The sequence below is a fragment of the Cyanobium sp. BA20m-14 genome (assembly GCF_024346295.1).
On the sequence record NZ_JAGQCR010000009.1, the window covers coordinates 1 to 16679 of the forward strand.

The 16679-nt window shown below is 68.5% G+C and carries 17 protein-coding genes and 2 tRNA genes; 6 read left to right on the forward strand and 13 right to left on the reverse strand.

Features of this window, described 5'->3' with window-relative positions:
• Positions 1–145 precede the first annotated feature (145 nt).
• The 4 genes from aqpZ to yidD form a co-directional block, all read right to left on the reverse strand.
• Positions 146–892 (reverse strand): aquaporin Z, encoded by a 747-nt coding sequence (aqpZ, locus tag KBZ07_RS01835; protein WP_254930034.1) that lies wholly within the window; start codon positions 890–892, stop codon positions 146–148.
• 96 nt (positions 893–988) lie between these two features.
• Positions 989–2482, reverse strand: coding sequence for a UDP-N-acetylmuramoyl-L-alanyl-D-glutamate--2,6-diaminopimelate ligase (locus KBZ07_RS01840; RefSeq protein WP_254930014.1), 1494 nt, complete (start codon positions 2480–2482; stop codon positions 989–991).
• A gap of 27 nt (positions 2483–2509) precedes the next feature.
• Positions 2510–2782 carry a glutaredoxin family protein gene (locus KBZ07_RS01845; RefSeq protein WP_254930015.1) on the reverse strand — a complete coding sequence of 91 codons (273 nt, stop codon included), beginning with the start codon at positions 2780–2782 and terminating at the stop codon, positions 2510–2512.
• Entirely contained in the window at positions 2783–3103 is a 321-nt protein-coding gene (gene yidD / locus KBZ07_RS01850; RefSeq protein WP_254930016.1) for a membrane protein insertion efficiency factor YidD, read from the reverse strand.
• 90 nt (positions 3104–3193) lie between these two features.
• On the opposite strand from yidD, the gene rpsD reads away from it, so the two are divergent.
• On the forward strand, positions 3194–3802 hold the full coding sequence (gene rpsD, locus KBZ07_RS01855; RefSeq protein ID WP_254930035.1) for a 30S ribosomal protein S4: 609 nt from the start codon (positions 3194–3196) through the stop codon (positions 3800–3802).
• An 88-nt stretch (positions 3803–3890) separates the two neighbouring features.
• Here rpsD and KBZ07_RS01860 read toward each other — a convergent pair whose 3' ends face one another.
• From KBZ07_RS01860 to KBZ07_RS01885, 6 genes are all read right to left on the reverse strand, one after another.
• On the reverse strand, positions 3891–5162 hold the full coding sequence (locus KBZ07_RS01860) for a geranylgeranyl reductase family protein (protein ID WP_254930017.1): 1272 nt from the start codon (positions 5160–5162) through the stop codon (positions 3891–3893).
• Between the two features lie 5 nt (positions 5163–5167).
• Positions 5168–6052 carry an indole-3-glycerol phosphate synthase TrpC gene (gene trpC, locus KBZ07_RS01865; protein ID WP_254930036.1) on the reverse strand — a complete coding sequence of 295 codons (885 nt, stop codon included), beginning with the start codon at positions 6050–6052 and terminating at the stop codon, positions 5168–5170.
• A 1-nt stretch (position 6053) separates the two neighbouring features.
• A complete protein-coding gene (locus KBZ07_RS01870) occupies positions 6054–7559 on the reverse strand; it encodes a dihydrolipoyl dehydrogenase (RefSeq protein WP_254930018.1) in 1506 nt (501 codons plus the stop codon).
• Positions 7560–7596: 37 nt separating this feature from the next.
• Positions 7597–8424: an RNA methyltransferase gene (locus KBZ07_RS01875; RefSeq protein ID WP_254930019.1), complete on the reverse strand. Its 828-nt coding sequence runs from the start codon at positions 8422–8424 to the stop codon at positions 7597–7599.
• A 4-nt stretch (positions 8425–8428) separates the two neighbouring features.
• Positions 8429–8677 (reverse strand): hypothetical protein, encoded by a 249-nt coding sequence (locus tag KBZ07_RS01880; RefSeq protein WP_254930020.1) that lies wholly within the window; start codon positions 8675–8677, stop codon positions 8429–8431.
• Positions 8678–8685: 8 nt separating this feature from the next.
• Positions 8686–8769 (reverse strand) — tRNA-Leu (locus KBZ07_RS01885).
• Between the two features lie 202 nt (positions 8770–8971).
• Here KBZ07_RS01885 and murA point away from each other — a divergent pair.
• The 5 genes from murA to KBZ07_RS01910 all read left to right on the forward strand — a co-directional run bounded on the left by murA (position 8972) and on the right by KBZ07_RS01910 (position 13459).
• The gene (gene murA / locus KBZ07_RS01890) at positions 8972–10309 is read left to right on the forward strand and encodes a UDP-N-acetylglucosamine 1-carboxyvinyltransferase (RefSeq protein WP_254930021.1); all 1338 of its coding nucleotides are present in this window, start codon (positions 8972–8974) and stop codon (positions 10307–10309) included.
• A 12-nt stretch (positions 10310–10321) separates the two neighbouring features.
• Positions 10322–10403 (forward strand) — tRNA-Leu (locus KBZ07_RS01895).
• 8 nt (positions 10404–10411) lie between these two features.
• Positions 10412–11626, forward strand: a complete 1215-nt coding sequence (locus tag KBZ07_RS01900) for an aspartate aminotransferase family protein (RefSeq protein WP_396123872.1) — start codon at positions 10412–10414, stop codon at positions 11624–11626.
• On the forward strand, positions 11619–12899 hold the full coding sequence (locus KBZ07_RS01905; protein ID WP_254930023.1) for a folylpolyglutamate synthase/dihydrofolate synthase family protein: 1281 nt from the start codon (positions 11619–11621) through the stop codon (positions 12897–12899). The genes KBZ07_RS01900 and KBZ07_RS01905 overlap by 8 nt, the downstream gene beginning before the upstream one ends.
• Before the next feature lie 20 nt (positions 12900–12919).
• Complete coding sequence (locus tag KBZ07_RS01910) at positions 12920–13459, forward strand: pentapeptide repeat-containing protein (protein ID WP_396123873.1); 540 nt, start codon at positions 12920–12922, stop codon at positions 13457–13459.
• On the opposite strand, the gene KBZ07_RS01915 is transcribed toward KBZ07_RS01910, so the two are convergent.
• The 3 genes from KBZ07_RS01915 to KBZ07_RS01925 form a co-directional block, all read right to left on the reverse strand.
• The gene (locus KBZ07_RS01915; RefSeq protein WP_254930038.1) at positions 13443–14753 is read right to left on the reverse strand and encodes an FAD-binding oxidoreductase; all 1311 of its coding nucleotides are present in this window, start codon (positions 14751–14753) and stop codon (positions 13443–13445) included. The two genes, KBZ07_RS01910 and KBZ07_RS01915, sit on opposite strands and share 17 nt — an antisense overlap.
• A gap of 106 nt (positions 14754–14859) precedes the next feature.
• On the reverse strand, positions 14860–16209 hold the full coding sequence (locus tag KBZ07_RS01920; RefSeq protein WP_254930024.1) for an amidohydrolase family protein: 1350 nt from the start codon (positions 16207–16209) through the stop codon (positions 14860–14862).
• Positions 16206–16634 carry a DUF4359 domain-containing protein gene (locus KBZ07_RS01925; RefSeq protein ID WP_254930025.1) on the reverse strand — a complete coding sequence of 143 codons (429 nt, stop codon included), beginning with the start codon at positions 16632–16634 and terminating at the stop codon, positions 16206–16208. The genes KBZ07_RS01920 and KBZ07_RS01925 overlap by 4 nt, the downstream gene beginning before the upstream one ends.
• Positions 16635–16679 lie beyond the last annotated feature (45 nt).

The window sequence follows — 16679 nt, forward strand, 5'->3', positions numbered from 1 at the left end:
CTGCTCGTCCCAGAAGCCTCTTTGGCCCATACCAGGGATGCAATTAACTATTCAAAGTATAAGTTATTGTCGCCTTCAGGCAAGCCCTGGTCGCATTTTTCGAGGTGCCCTTATCTAGATCCAGCTTGCCTAGATCTAATTGCGATCAGGAAGCCTCGTCGCTGAACACATTGCGATACACCCAGCCAGCCAGCAGGCCCCCCACAATCGGTGCCAGCCAGAACAGCCAGAGCTGACCCATCGCTTCCACTCCGGCCCAAACAGCCACTGCAGTGCTCCGGGCAGGGTTCACCGATGTGTTGGTCACCGGGATGCTGATCATGTGAATCAGGGCCAAGGTGAGGCCGATAGCAAGGCCAGCAAAACCAGAAGGTGCCAGACGATCGGTAGCGCCGATAATCACCAACAGGAAGAAGAAGGTGAGCACCAGCTCCACGATCAAGGCCGCCCAGAAGCCATAGCCACCTGGCGAATGGCTGCCCCAACCATTTGTTGCAAGCGGGTTGCTTCCAGACATTACTAAATCAAACGCCGGTCCACCGGCCACCACCAGCTTGATGAAGCCTCCGGCCAGCACACCGCCGATCACCTGAGCCACTATGTAAGGAAGCAGATCCGAACCCTTCATTCGACCGCTGGCCCAAAGGCCGAAGCTCACCGCCGGGTTGAGGTGACATCCAGAGATGTGGCCAATTGCATAGGCCATGGTCACCACCGTGAGGCCAAAGGCCAGCGAGACGCCCAGAAAACCCAGACCAAAGGGATTGCCCGGGGCAATATCAGCTCCAGTGATGTAAGGGAAATTAGCGGCGATTGCGGCACTGCCGCACCCCCCCAACACCAGCCAAAAAGTACCGAAGCCTTCGGCAAGAAGCTTCCTGCCTATTGGAATAGAGGTTGTCACAAATGTGGTTGACACAACATTAGAAATGTATCCAGTGCACCCTGCACGAGCAAGACACTGGGCACATTCCGAAGCATTCAGCCCCTAGGTGGTCCGCCGGCGGCGCAGGGCTTTCTCCGCCTCTTCCCGATCGTCGAAATGAACCTTGGTGGTGCCGAGAATCTGGTAGTCCTCGTGGCCCTTGCCGGCGATCAGCACCAGATCCCCAGGTGCAGCCGTGGCGATGGCGGCGGCGATGGCTGCCGCCCGGTCGGCCTCGACCTGAGTGGATCCTCCAGGAGGAATGCCCGCCACCACGTCGGCCAGGATCTGCTGGGGGTCTTCGGTGCGGGGGTTGTCGGAGGTGACCACCACCTGGTCGGCCAGCCGCGCTGCGATGGCACCCATCTGGGGGCGCTTGCTGCGGTCGCGGTCGCCGCCGCAGCCAAACACGCAGATCAAACGCCCCGCCGTGAAGGGCCGGCAGGCCGCCAGGGCGTTTTCCAGGCCATCGGGAGTGTGGGCGTAATCCACCAGCACCGCCGGAGCCCCCTGGCCATCCCCCACCACCACCCGCTCCATCCGGCCGGGCACGCCGCCGAAGCTGGCCAGCCCCTCGAGCAACCGGGGCAGGGGAACTCCCTGCTGTACTAAGGCTCCAACCGCCTGCAGCAGGTTCATCAGGTTGAAACGCCCCACCAGGGGCGAGTGGAATGGCCCCTCCCCCGCCGGCGTCCGCAGCACCCCGCGCACGCCAGCTGCGCCGAGCTGCAGCTCAGCGATGAACAGCTCGGCGCTGGGGTCTTCCAGGGAACTGCGCCAGCAGCTCGCGCCCAACCGGGCCGCCAGCTGGGCTCCCCAGGGTTCATCAGCGTTCACCACCGCCCCGCCCGCCAGCAACGGCTCGGCAAACAGCAGGGCCTTGGCCTCGAAGTAGGCCTGCATTGAAGGGTGGTAGTCGAGGTGGTCTTGAGTGAGATTGGTAAACACGGCCCCCTTGAACCGGCAGCCCGCCACCCGCTGCTGATCCAGGGCATGGGAGCTCACCTCCATGGCACCGATCTGGGCACCGGCCTCGACGGCCTGGGCCAACTGGGCCTGGAGCAGATCGGCGAAGGCGGTGGTGTGCTGGGCGGTGACGCTCTGGCCGGGCCAGCGGTTCACCAGGGTGCCGAACAGGGCCGCCGGCCGGCCGGCGGCGGCGGCCAGATGCTCAATCAGGTGGGTGGTTGTGGTTTTGCCATTGGTGCCGGTGACCCCGATCAAGGTGAGTCGCTGGCTGGGCTGGCCCCAAAACTCTGCCGCCAGCAACCCCGCCCAGCGGGCCAGGGGATCGGCTGCCACCAGCACCCCATCCCCGGGGCCAGGCGGCTGGGCCGCGGCCGCCGCAGGGCTGATCACGGCCGCCAGGGCCCCGGCCCGAAGGGCCTGGGGCCAGAAGCAGCCCCCATCCACCTGGGTGCCTGGCAACCCCACAAACAGGGAACCGGGGCCTACCCGGCGGGAATCGCAACTGATGCCGGCCAGCGCCCCATCCGGCAAGTCCGCCGGCACCTCCAGACCCACCTGCCGCAGGACCGGATGGAGCAGCTGGGTCATGGCACCAGTTGGCTGAATGGGGTCTTTCTAAGCCTCCTGGCCGAAAAAACCCTGCTTCTGCAACCAAACCTGCAAGCCGGCCCCGGCCAGCCGCGGCGGCACCCGAGGCAACTCCCGATCCCCAGCCGATGAGCGCAGCAGCAACACGGGCACCTCCAGCCCGTAGCGATGCTGCAGGGCCGGGTCCGTGTCCACATCGATCACCACCACTGTCGGCGCTGGCGCCAGGGCGGCCAGCTTCTGGCCCAGGCCCTCACACAGACAGCAGCCCTTGCGGGTTATCAGAATCAGCGAATTCATCTAATCGGGTACTGGATCACAGCCGCAGGGGGTGAACGGATGGCAGCGCAGTAGCCGCCGCAGGGTGAGCCAGCTGCCGCGCCAGGGGCCATGGCGACTGATCGCCTCGAGTCCGTAGGCGCTGCAGCTGGGAATGAAGCGGCAGCGGGGGCCCAGCAGGGGCGAGAGCCAGCGGCGGTAGAGGCCAATCAAGCCAAGCAACAGAGCCGCCACCAGCGCCGCCAACCCCCCGGGGCCAGCGGCTGCGAGCGACGCCAGCGTCGGCTCGGGCTGCAGCTCTAGGTCGCGCGGCCCAACCGATAGGATCGATCGTTGGCGCATCAAGGTGCGAGCAGACGGGTTCCCCCAGCATGCTCGAAGCCACGGCGCCATGGGGGCCTGTCGGTGCCCTCGTCCTTTGAATACCTCTTCATGTCTCGCTACCGCGGCCCTCGTCTGAGGATCACGCGGCGCTTGGGAGACCTTCCCGGTCTCACCCGTAAGTCCGCCAAGCGGTCTTATCCCCCCGGTCAGCACGGCCAAGCCCGTCGCAAGCGCTCCGAATACGCCATCCGCCTGGAAGAGAAGCAGAAGCTTCGCTTCAACTACGGCATCTCCGAGCGCCAGCTCGTGCGCTACGTCAAGAAAGCGCGCGCCCAGGAGGGTTCCACCGGAACCAACCTGCTGAAGCTGCTCGAGAGCCGCCTCGACAATGTGTGTTTCCGCCTGGGTTTTGGCCCCACCGTGCCCGGTGCCCGCCAGCTGGTGAACCATGGCCACGTGACCGTCAACAATCGTGTTGTGGACATCCCCAGCTACCAGTGCAAGGCCGGCGACGTAATCGTCATCCGCGAGCGCAAGCAGAGTAAGAAGCTGGCTGAGGGCAACCTGGAATTCCCAGGCCTGGCCAACATCCCACCCCACCTCGAGCTCGACAAGAACAAGCTCACAGCCAAGGTGATCAGCAAGTGCGAGCGCGAGTGGGTCGCCCTCGAAATCAACGAACTGCTGGTGGTGGAATTCTACAGCCGCAAGGTCTGATCCTCCTGGATCCCTGTTCAAGCAGTCCCCGCCGCAGCGAGGGCTGCTTTTTTTTGGCCGGCCGATCGGCCGGCGTTCGCAAGAACCCTCAGGCCCCCTTGCCGATCCCCACCACCTCCCCCAACAGCCCGCTGGCGATGCGCCGCAGCGAGCGGCGGCCCAGGCCCCGGAAGTTCAGCTCGCCCCCCAGCAGCCGCACCGCCAATGGCGTGGCCCGCGGCGGGGCGATGCCGTAGCGGTAGGTGAGGCCGCTCAGGCCGTAAAAGAGCCGCCCCAATCGCCGCGCCGCCTCAAAATCATCGGCGAGCAGGCCATGCACCCTGGCGGTGTGGCTGCAGGGCTGGCCTGCCAGCAGCGCCTCGGCCGCCAGCCGGCCGCTGCGGATGGCATGGAACAGGCCATCGCCGAAGAGGGGATTGATCAGACCGGCCGCATCGCCCACCAGCAGCACCCGGCCATCGGCGCTGTGCAGCGGTTCCGGCCCGTCCCAGATGGGCAGGGGATGGCCGTGGCCCCGCAGGCCCCGCAGGCGAGCGGGGTCAACCCCCAGGGCGGCGGCATAGGCCCCTATCGCCGCCATGATGCGGGAACGGGCGCTGGGGTCGCGGCGCAGGTCCCGCTGGCGGCCGTAGAAGAGGCCAGCGCCGATGTTGAGGTGGTCGGCCTTGGGGAACACCCAGGCATAACCGCGGCGCAGGGCGCCGTATTCCAGATGCAGCAGATCCGGGCGCAGCAGCGGATCTGCCGGATCCCAGCGGTGCGGCACCTCCAGCTCCAGGGCCAGGGCGATCCGCGGTGAGCGGCGCAGCCCCACGGCGGCGGCCACCCCTCCGGCGGCCCCATCGGCTCCGATCACGGCATCGGCCAGCAGCGTGCCCGCCGCGGCTTCCTGGCCGGCCACCGCCCGCCGCCGCACCTGCAGGCTCACGCCGCCAGCAGCGCGCTCGAGGCCGGCAAAGGCATGGCCCTCCAGCAGCTCAACGCCGGCGGCCTGGGCCTGGCACACCAGGGCATGGTCGAAGCGCGGCCGCTGCACCATCAGCAGCCCGCGCGATTGCTCCGGTGGCGTGCCGGGCGGATCAATCGGCGCCTCCACCGCCCGGCCAAAGCACCAGCTATGGCGCATGTAGCGCACCCGCGTATCCACAAGCGCCTCGGGGGCCAGGTCGAGCAGCTCCCGCTGCACCGGCACCGGCATGCCGCCGCCACAGGGCTTGTGGCGGGGCAAGGGCTGCTTCTCCAGCAGGGCCACCCGCAGCCCACCTCTGGCCGCCACCGCCGCCGCCGTGGCGCCGGCCGGCCCGGCCCCCACCACCACCAGGTCGTAGCGGGGCCGCTGCTCGAGGGCTGGCGGTGCCATCCCCGTCAAACCCCGATCAGGGTTTCCAGGGCCGCCGTCACATCCGCCTGGCGCATCAGCGCTTCGCCCACCAGCACCGCATCGGCGCCAGCGCTCTGCACCCGGTCGAGGTCGTCGCGGCTGGCCAGCCCCGATTCGCTCACCAGCAGGCAGCCCTTGGCTCGGATCTGCTCGCCATAGCTGGCGGTGAGCTGCTCGGTGGTGGCCAGATCGGTCTCAAATGTGGCCAGGTTGCGGTTGTTGATGCCGATCAGCTGCACGCCCTCAAGCGCCAGCACCCGCTCCATCTCTGTGGCGTCATGCACCTCCACCAGCAAGGTGAGGCCGAGGGCCCTGGCCACCTTGAGCAGGTAGGCCATGTCCTGATCGCTCAAGATCGCCGCGATCAGCAGGGCCGCATCGGCGCCGGCGGCCCGGGCCTGAAATAGCTGGTAGGGGCTGAGGATGAAGTCCTTGCAGAGCAGGGGCAGGTCGACCACCTGGCGCACCTGCACCAGCACCTCAAAGCCGCCCTGGAAAAACTGCCTATCGGTGAGCACCGACAGGCAGCTGGCCCCGCCGGCCGCGTAGGCCCGGGCGATGGCCTCGGGGTCGAAATCCTCGCGGATCACCCCCTTGCTGGGGCTGGCCTTCTTGATCTCGGCGATCACCGCCGGCTTGCGACAGGCTGCCCGCAGGGCCGCTGAAAAATCCCGGGGCGCAGGCAGATCGGCCACCTGCTGCTTGAGTTTCTCCAGGGGCACCCGCTCCCTGGCCGCGGCCACTTCACGGTCCTTCTCCCAGACGATTTTCTCGAGGATGTGGCGCGGTTCGCTCTCCTTGTGGCGGATGGCGTACTCCAGATGGAGCACCTTGACCTTGGGGTTGGGGGGGCGGCGACGGAACTCCATCTCAGACCCCCACCAGGGCAGGGTCAATCAGGGCAGGGTCGATAAGGGCAGTGGCGATGGCGGCCGCCGCCTGCTTGTAGCCCGCCTCCACCACCTCGCTGAGGGTGGGATGGGTGTGCACCTCAGTGGCCAGTTGCACCACGCTCTGGCGGCGGGCCACGGCGTTGGCGATCTCCTGAATCAGGTCGGCCGCATGCAGGCCGTAGATGTGGGCACCGAGCACCTCGCCGCTGCTCTTGTTGAACAGAAGCTTCATCAGGCCGTCGCTCTCCAGCTCGGCCAGGGCCTTGGAATTGGCCTTGAAATAGCTGCGCACAGTTCCCAGCTCAAAACCCTCCTTGGCCGCCAGGGCCTTGGCATCGACCTCGCTCAGGCCCACCGAGCTGATCTCCGGGTGGGTGAAGGTGGCCGCCGGAATTGAGCGGTAATCGATCGCTCGGGCGTGGCCGAGGATGTTGTCAATCGCCACGGTGCCCTGGGCGGCGGCGGTGTGGGCCAGCATCATCTTGCCGGTCACATCGCCCACGGCCCAGAGGTGGGGCAAGGGTTCGCCGCCCACCAAAACCCGCATCTGGTCGTCGACCGGGATGAAACCGCGCTCGGTCTCGACCCCCAGCGCTGCCAGGTTCAGCTCGGCGCTGGTCGGCACTCGGCCTGTGGCCACCAGCACCGCATCCACCTCCAAGGTCTCCACCAGCTCCTTGGTGCCCATGTCGGCCAGCTCGATCGTCACCGGGCAGCCGGGCGTCACCTTGCGGGCCAGCAAGCCGGCGCGGGCGTCGATGTCGCGGCCGTCGATCAGCTTGCGGGCGGCCAGCTTGGCGATGTCGGGATCGAAGGTGGGCATCACCCGATCCAGGGCCTCGATCATCGTGACCTCGCAGCCCAGGGCCGTGTACACATCGGCAAATTCCAGGCCGATGTAGCCGCTGCCGATGATCGCCAGCCAGCGCGGCAGCCACTCCAGGCTCACCGCCTCGTCGCTGGTAAAGACGGTGCGGCCGTCGGTCTCGATACCGCGGGGCACAAACGGCTCCGAGCCGGTGGCGATGATCACGTCGCGGGCAGAGTACGTACGCTCCACACCGCTGTCGCTCTCCCGCACCGTCACCCGCTGATGAGCGGCCAGGCGCCCCTTGCCCAACAGAATTGACGCGCCAGCACGCTCGAGGGTCTTGGTGAGGTTGGTGCGGATCGTCGCCACAAGCTGGTTGGCGTGGTCGGCGATTTTCTGGCGCTCGAAGCGCACCGGTGCAGCATGGATGCCGAAACCGGCCAGGTGCTTGGCATCGGCCAGCTCCCGCACCCGGCCGCTGGCGGCCAGCAGGGCCTTGGAGGGTACACAGCCCCGGTTGACGCAGGTGCCGCCCAGGTCACGGGATTCGACGATGGCGACCCGTAGGCCATGGTCAGCGGCGTGCTTGGCCGCATCGAAGCCGCCGTAACCGGCCCCGATCACGATCACGTCGTAATCGAAACCTGATCCGGGGGAGGGGGCGTTGCTCACCGGGCAGCACTGCGGTTGTTGGGGGCATTCTCCCCCTTCAGGCTCCGGCCTGCTGCCGCAGACGCTCGAGCAGCAGGGGGGCCGCAGCCACCGCCACATTCAGGGATTCCACCGCCGCGCTGTGGGGAATGGTGACCCGCACGCTGGCCAGGGCCTCCAGGTCTGCAGATACGCCGGCCCCCTCATTGCCGAGCAGCAGCACGGTGGGCAGCCGCCAGTCGAGCTGCCAGTAGGGCAGCGGCTCGGGCGGTCCAGCCCCGGGGCGAACCGCCACCACCAGCTGCAGCCCCGCGGCCCGCGCCGCAGCCAGCCGCTCCCCCAGGGCCGCCCGGGGCTCGCGCCGCAGCGGCAGGGCCAGGGCCGCCCCCGCCGAAGCGCGCAACACCTTGGGCTGGAGGGGATCGGCGCCGTCAGCCAGCCACAGGGCCTCAACGCCGCTGGCCAGGGCGGTGCGCATCAAGGTGCCGAGATTGCCGGGATCCTGCAGGCCATCGAGGGCCAGAACCAGGGACGGCCAGGAGCCACAGCTGGCCTCCGGCGGGGGCGGAAGGGTCAGCACCACCCCATCGGGATGGCGGGTTGTGGCAATGGCCGCCAACACCTCTTCACTGACCAAGTGGCAAATGCAGGCCTCCGGCAGGGCAGCGGCCAAGCCGCTCTGCCGGGCCCACCAGGGCGGCGTTGCCAGCAACTCGAGCGGCTGCAGCCCCAGCCGCAGCACCTCCTCGAGCAGGTGGGTTCCCTCCAAAAGCAGCAGACCCTCCTGGATCCGACCCCTGGCGTGATGGAGCAGCCGCAGCCGCCTGACCAAGGGATTGCGCCGGCTGGTGATCGGTTCTGCGGTGTTCAGCCTGGCGCTGGTCACCAGCTCAGAAGGTCTGGTGCCTGCGCACGTGCATCTGGTCTTGGAGGACCAGCTCCTTGCCGGCTAGGTCGAGACCCCGCACCGCAGCCACTTCGCCCTTAAGACCCTCGGCCTGAAGGTTCTGGACCAGCTTTTTGAGAACCACGTCCTCAATGGTTGTCTGGTCGAGGCCGTCGGGGGTGAGGCTCTCCAGAAACTTGCCTAACTTCGAGGCCATCAACTCGGAGGCATTCGAAATCTTGAGGACGATCATAAAAAAAATGCGGATGGGGAGACTTGAACTCCCACGACATTGCTGCCACTAGTACCTGAAACTAGCGCGTCTACCAATTCCGCCACATCCGCGTGGCCGTCGCCGGAACGACCCAGAAAAGATAGGACATCAGGGGAGACCCTTCGCCGCAAGGTCAGCTCAAGATCAACGGCCCGGGGTGCTCTTGAGATGCAAGCCCAATGTCTTGAGATCAAGCCAGTTCCGCCAGCGTCCGCCTAGACGGACCCAACTTTTGTTGTCAATATGCTCCAGCAGTAGGTGGACAGCCCTTCCATGAGCTTGAACGCTGTCCAGCCCCGCTCAATTCCCCAAATCATTCTTAACCCCCAGCTGGAGATCAGTGGTGGCCGCAGCCTCAGCGGCGAGCTCCACGTGAGCGGGGCCAAGAATTCGGCGTTAGTACTGATGGCCACCTGCCTGCTCACCCGCGATCCGGTTCGGCTGCGCAACGTGCCGCCCCTCACCGACATCGCGGCAATGGGCGAGATGCTCACCAGCCTCGGTGGCCGGGTGCGGCGCCAGGGTGACTGCCTGGAACTCAGCGGCGAAGCGGTCAACAATTCCACGGCCCCCTACGAGCTGGTGAACAGCCTGCGGGCCAGCTTCTTCTGCATTGGTCCGCTGCTCGCCCGGATGGGCATGGCCAAGGTGCCCCTGCCGGGCGGCTGCCAGATCGGCACCCGGCCCGTGGTGGAACATGTCAAGGGGCTAAAGGCCCTGGGAGCCCAGGTCACCATTGAGCATGGGGTCGTCACAGCAGTCGTCCCCGGCCGGGGCCATCGGCTCACCGGCGGCCGCATCCACATGGACTGCCCGAGCGTGGGGGCCACCGAGACCCTGATGATGGCCGCCGCCCTCGCCGATGGCGAAACGGTGATCGACAACGCTGCCCTCGAGCCCGAGGTGCTTGATCTGGCCGGCTTGCTTATCGCCATGGGCGCCAGGATCCGCGGCGCGGGCACCCCCACGATCACGATCGTCGGCGTGGAGCGTCTCCACGGCGCCGACTACGCGGTCATCCCCGACCGCATTGAAGCCGGCACCTTTCTGCTGGCTGCGGCCATCACCCGCTCCCAGCTCCGGGTGTCGCCGGTGATTCCCGAGCATCTCGGTGCCGTGATCACCAAACTCGAGGAGGCCGGCTGCAGCATCGAGCACGACGGCATCGGCCTCACGATCAAGGCCGACCAGATCAATGCCGTTGACCTGCGCACCCAGCCGTTCCCCGGCTTCCCCACCGATCTGCAGGCCCCTTTCATGAGCCTGCTGGCCACGGCCCGGGGCACCAGCGTGATCACCGAAAATATCTTTGAAAACCGGCTGCAACACGTCGCAGAACTGCAGCGCATGGGAGCCGATATCCGCATGCAGGGCAACACCGCCTTCGTGGAGGGGGTTGCTCGCCTCAGCGGCGCGCCGGTGCGGGGCACCGATCTGCGGGCCTCGGCCGCCATGGTGCTGGCCGGTCTGGGCGCCGAGGGGATCACCACCGTGCGGGGGCTGGAATTCCTCGATCGCGGCTACGCCAACCTGGAGGGAAAGCTCAACGCCGCCGGCGCCCGCATCCAGCGGGTCAGTGGCCATGGCAGCGGCGCGGGCATCGCCGCCTAAGCTCTGTATCGCGGGAGCGTGCCGGAATTGGTAGACGGACTCGACTCAAAATCGAGCGCCTTCGGGTTTGTGGGTTCGAGTCCCACCGCTCCCATCTCGCCGGTGTCCACATCAGCAGTGATGGGAACCTATGCCCGCTTCCCGATCAACCTCACCCGGGGACGGGGAGTGTGGGTCTGGGACAGCAAGGGAAAGCGCTACCTCGACTGCGTAGCTGGCATCGCCGTGTGCACCCTGGGCCACAGCGACGGGCGGATGAAACGGGCCCTCGGCCGGCAACTGGGCAAGCTCCAGCACGTCTCAAACCTCTATCGGATTCCGGAGCAGGAAGAGCTAGCCGAGCTAATCCGGGCCCGCAGCTGCCTGGATAGGGTCTTTTTCTGCAACTCCGGCGCCGAGGCCAATGAGGCCGCCATCAAGCTGGCCCGCAAGCACGCCAACCTGCGGGGGATCGGCGGCGGCCGCGGCGAAGACCAAGGCCCCCTGATCCTCACCGCCCAGGCCAGTTTCCACGGCCGCACCCTGGCCGCCGTCACCGCCACGGGCCAGCCGAAATACCACCAGGGCTTTGAGCCGATGGTGCAGGGTTTCCGCTACTTCCCCTACAACGACACCGCCGCCTTCGAGGCCCTGCTGGCCAGCTGCCAGGCCGAGGGGCCACGGGTGGCGGCCGTACTGCTGGAGCCGATCCAGGGCGAGGGCGGGGTCCATCCCGGCAACCGCAGCTTTTTCCAGCGGGTGCGCGAACTCTGCGACGCCCACAACATCCTGCTGATCTTCGACGAGGTGCAGATCGGCGTCGGCCGCAGCGGCCAGCTCTGGGGCTACCAGCAGCTGGGGGTGGAGCCCGATGCGATCACCCTGGCCAAGGGGCTGGGCGGCGGCATCCCGATCGGGGCCCTGGCGGTCAAGGCCAAGGTGGACCACTTCCGCCCCGGCGACCACGCCAGCACCTTCGGCGGCAATGCCTTCGCCTGCCGGGCCGGCCTGACGGTGCTGGCCGAACTGGAGCGCCGCGACCTGCTCAACCACGTTCAGCGGATGGGGGCGCTGCTGCAGGAGCTGCTAGCCGCCCTGGTCAGTCGCCACCCCACCCTGCTGGAGGGGGTCCGGGGCTGGGGCCTACTGCAGGGGCTGGTGCTGCGCGAGGAGGCCCCCAACGCCCCCGCAATCGTCACGGCCGCGATTGAGCAGGGCCTGTTGCTGGTGCCCGCCGGCCCCCGGGTGGTGCGCTTCGTGCCGCCGCTGGTGATCCAGCCCCGCCACCTGCGCCTGGCCGTCGACCGCCTCGAGCGCGCCCTGGTGAGCCTTGCCTGAACCGCCCGCCAGTGGCGATCCCTTTGCCGACCTGATCGAACCCTTCAGCCGCCGCGGCGTTGACCTGGGTCTGGGGCGGCTCGGGGCTGCCCTGGCCGAGCTGGGCCATCCCGAGCGCCGCTTCGCCGCCGTGCAGGTGGCGGGCACCAACGGCAAGGGTTCAATCTGCACCCTGGTGCACCGGGCCCTGCTGGCCTCTGGCCTGCGCGCCGGCCTCTACACCTCCCCCCACCTGGTGTGCTGGAGCGAGCGGATCCTGATCGGAGCCGGGCCGATTAGCGTCGCCAACCTGCGCCGCCAGCTGGAGAGGGCCACGCCGGCCGCCCGCCGCCACCTGCTGACGCCGTTTGAACTGGTGACCGCGGCCGCCTTCCTGGCCTTCGCCGCAGCGGAACTGGAGCTGGTGGTGCTGGAGGTGGGTCTGGGGGGTCGGCTCGATGCCACCACCTGCCATCCCGACCGCAGCGTGATCGGCTTTGCCTCGATCGGTCTCGACCACACCGAGATTCTGGGGCCGGATCCAGCCACGATTGCCGCCGAGAAGGCCGGCGTGCTCCAGCCGGGAGCCAGCGCCTTCAGCGGCCCTCAAGACCCTGCTGTGGCGGCGGTTCTCACCGCCCAGGCCAGGGCGGTGGGGGCCGAGCTGCACTGGGTCGAGCCCTTGGATCTGAACGCCTGGCCCCTGGGGCTGCCGGGAGCCGTGCAGGCGAGCAACGGCGCCGTGGCCCTGGGGATGCTTAGTGCCCTGGCGGAGCGGGGCTGGCCGATCGACGGGGCGGGGATCCGCCGCGGCTTCGCTGGCGCCCGCTGGCCCGGCAGGCTGCAGCAGGTGAGCTGGCGCGGTCGCCCCCTGCTGCTCGATGGGGCCCACAACCTGCCCGCCGCCATCGCCCTGCGGGCCGAACTCGACACCGAGCCGGCCCGCCATGGCCTGAAGCCAGGTCCCCGCGCCTGGGTGCTGGGCATCCTGGCCAACAAGCAGGGGCCAGAGATCGTCACGGCCCTGCTGGCCCCGGGCGATCGGGCCACGATTGTGCCGGTGCCGGGCCACCCCAGCTGGAGCCAGCCAGCCCTGGCAGCCGCCTGCCCCCAGCTCGCCCCCCAGCTGAATGCCGCCCCAGATCTGGCCACAGCCCTCGGCCAGCACGGAGCCAGCACGGCACCATTGATAGTTGCCGGCTCCCTCTATCTGGTCGGAGAGCTCCTCCGAGCTGCTCCCCAGGAAGGTGCACTCCTGGATTGTTCACACCTAGATAGGAAAGGTCCAGAGTGAAAGCCCCGACCCCCCTCGCCATGGCCCATCCCCTGGGCAAAATCCTGCGCAATGCGCTGGCCCCGGTGCTTGTCTTGAATCGGGTGCTGGCTTTGAATCTGGTCCTGGCTCTGGCCCTGGCCCTGGTGCCAGCGATGCCGGCGGCCGCCGAGTTCAGCGGGGTTGACTACACCCTGACGAACCAGAATGGCCAGGATTTCAGCGGCCAAAACCTGGCCAACACCTCCTTCGCCGGCGCCACCGGACGGCAGGCCAATTTCAGCGGCGCCGACCTGCACGGCGCGATCCTCACCCAGGCAGCCTTCCCGGAGGCCAATTTTGCCGGCGCCGATCTGAGCAGCACCCTGATGGACAAGGTGGACTTCTCCGGCGTTGATCTGACCGGGGCCAATCTGACTGGAGCGATTGCCTCGGGCAGCAGCTTCTATGGCGCCACCGTCACCAATGCCGACTTCAGTGACGCCCTGATCGACCGTCTCGACCAGCGCTCCCTCTGCCGCGACGCTGAGGGCACCCACCCGGGCACCGGCATCGACACCCGGCTCAGCCTGGGCTGCTGAGCCAGCCGCCGAGCTTGCCGGGGTTGAGCAAACCGGCCGGGTCATGGGCAGCCTTGGCCGCCACCTGGTCGGCATCGACCACCCCCAGGCCCCCATCCTCGACGCTGATCACATGGGGGTTGAACAGGAGGGCGCCCGCTTGACGGCAGTCAGCCATCAACCGCTCCAGGGCCTCCTCGCCCCGCCAGCGCAGCAGCGGCAGGGCGGCCAGGCGCGCCCCCCCCTGCTGCCTCACGGCCTCCAGGTGCCAGAGCAGGTCATCGCCCCACCGCTCCCTCAGCAGGCCAAGGCAGGGGCCCTCCGGCTGGGGCAGCAGCATCTGCAGGTAGGTCCAATCCGGATTGCGGGCACGCCAGTGCAGGGTGGTGTGGTTCCAGCTGAGTTCGCGCAGCGGCAGGCCCCGGCCGCCGCCCTGGGGCGCCTGCCAGTGGATCTGGCCGCCCAAGGCCGCCAGCCAGGCCGGCAGCACCTCAAGGGCATCCGGTGCGGCCAGCAGCAACAGGCGCTGTTCCGCCGCCAGCGGCGCCGGACAGCCCCCCGGCCAGGGCAGCTGCTGGGCGATCGGCGCTTCCAGCAGGGTCAGGGCCTGGAGCTGGAGGGCTGTGCCCAGCAGGGCCTGGGCTGCCGCCAGGGCCCTATCCCAGCTGTCAAAACCCACCACCAGCTGCTGCCACGCCACCAACTCGGTGGTGGGCAGGCGCAGGGCGGTGAGGATGCCGTTGGTGCCATAGGCATGGTTGAGCGGGGTGCTGGCAGCCGCATCGAGCCGCAGCAGCCGGGGCTCGGGTTCGACGGTCACCACCTCCAGGCCCAGCAGGTTGCCCGGATCGCGCAGAAAGCCCCAGCGCAGCGAACCGATGCCCCCGGAGCCGCCGGCGATGAAGCCACCGATGGTGGCGCTGCGGGCGGTACTAGGCACCAGGCGCAGGGCCCGGCCCAGGGGCTCGAGCTGCTGGTTGAGGCCACCCATCAAGCTGCCGGCCTCCACCTCGATCACCCCGGTGGCGGCATCGAAGTGGCGCAGCCGGTCAAGGCCGGACAGATCGAGCACCAGCCCCCCCTGCAGCGGCACGCACTGGCCGTAATTGCCGGTGCCGGCCCCCCGCACCGTCAGGGCAATGCCGTGGCGGGCACAGGCCCCCGCCACCAGCCGCACCTGCTCAAGGCTGGAGGCCGATGCCACCAGCTGGGCCCGGCAGCCCCGCAGCCGCTCCACCAGCACCGGTGAGTAGTCGGAGTAGTCGCGCGAGAAGCGCTCCAATTCGGCCGGTGCCTCTGAACCCAGCAGCGGCATGGACGGATCCAGCCGGCCCAGCTCCGCCGCCAGGGCTGAGATCCGGGCCTCTGGATATCTAAAAAAGCCGGAATAATCGGGCTGTTTGGAATAGTCGGGGTACAACTCAGCCATGGGAGACGGGGGCGGGGGCTGGTAAGCGGGGAGGGCCGGGGGCGAATAGGAGGGGGGAGGGCAGCTCCTGCTCGGGAGGGAGCAGCCACTGGCCGCCGCGCAGCACCCGCCGCTGGGGCGGCCGGGCCAGCAACTCGCCCCAGGAGCCTGCCCCCAACAGCACCAGGTCGGCGGGGGCACCCACCCTCACCACCCCGTCCCAAGCCAGTTGGAGCACCGCGGCGGCGGCGGTGCTGAAGGGGGCCAGGCCAAGGCGCTGCCAGGGCATCAGCTGACACAGCGGCGCCGCCAGGCGCAGCAGCTCGATCGGATCAAAATCCCCGCCGGGATACCAGGGATCCTGCACGTTGTCGCCGCCTATGGCCAGCCGCACCCCGGCCCGCTGCAGGCTGCGGATCGGCGCCAGCGGGCGGCGCCAGGGGGTGCGTGCCACCCGGCGCCCCAGGAGCCAAAAATTGGTCGTCGGCAGGGCCACAACGGCGATCTCCGCCTCGGCCAGCCGGTCGGCCAGCCGGTCGCAGCCCCGCGCTGGGAGCAGGCCCATGCTGCTGGCGTGGCTGCAGGTAATCGCCACGGCCCGGCGCTGCTCCAGGGCCAGCCCAGCCACCAGGGCGACCCCGACGCCGGGATAGGCGTCGGATTCATCGACGTGGAGGTCCACGCCACAGCCACAGCGCTCGGCCAGTTCAAGCAGGGCCAGCAACGCCTCCCGATCGCCGATGCGGCGGGCAAGCCCCTGGCCATAGGGGGGGCCGATCACCCCGCCCAGCAGCCCCTGGCCGTCCGCCACCCGACGGGCCAGGGCAACGCCGTCGGGGCTGAGCCAGTGGTCCACAGGTGCCATAGCCACCAGCTGCAGCTCCACCCGGCCAAGCCAGCGCTGGCGGGCTTCCAGCAGGGCATCCCAGCTGGGCTGGGCCGCCGGCCCCAGGCTGTCAACGTGGCTGCGGATGGCCCGCAGACCATTGCGCCAGGCCCGATCCAGGGCCCGCTCGGCCCGCTCGGCCACCTGCTCGGCCGAACGCTCGCCGTGTTCGCGCAGGTTGGCCTCCATGGCCGCGGCCATGGTGCCCTGGCGGTTGGGAAAGGCAACGGCGCTGAAGGCCTTATCGAGGTGGGCATGGGGCTCCACCAGGGGCGTGAGCGCCAGCGGCAGTCCGGCGGCCGTAGGGGGCGCCGCGGCCGGCAGGGGTTCGATCGCCGTGATCTGGCCAGCTGCTATCCGGAGCCGCAGTGACACCAGACCATCGGCATCGGCCCCAAAGCCCACCGCCAGCCGTGGATCCAGCAGGCCGCGGGGCAGGCGCACCAGCAGCGAGCTGGGCCCAGCAGCAGGGTTCACGGCCCCTCCTGGGAGTTGTCGCTGCTGGCCGCGATCAGCACAAACTGGCCGGCCACTGCCAGCACGGTGGAGCGGAAGCGCGGCACCTGCCAAGCCAGCACGGTCTGGCCACCCACCTCACTGCGGTAGAGGCTCGCCACCATCAGGTTGGTGCGGCGGGTGTGGCTGGCCACAACGCCAGCCAAGGCCTGGCGCTGGCCCTCCACCAGCTCCTGGCAGTTGGGGATCGCCAGCCGCATCAACACGGGCAGGCCGCCCTTGACGCAGAGCTCATCGCTGATCTCATCGACCAACCTGTCGGCAGCAAAAGCCTCGAAGTCGGCCGAAACTGGGTTGGTGAGGGCCAGGCCGGCACTGGCCAGCGCCAGCAGGAGCAGGCCTGAGCGCCAGGGGGCACGGGCGGGGAGGTCCGGACGGCCGGGCAAACGAGGCGTGGCTGAATGGCTTTCCAGATTGGCACTAAATCGGTC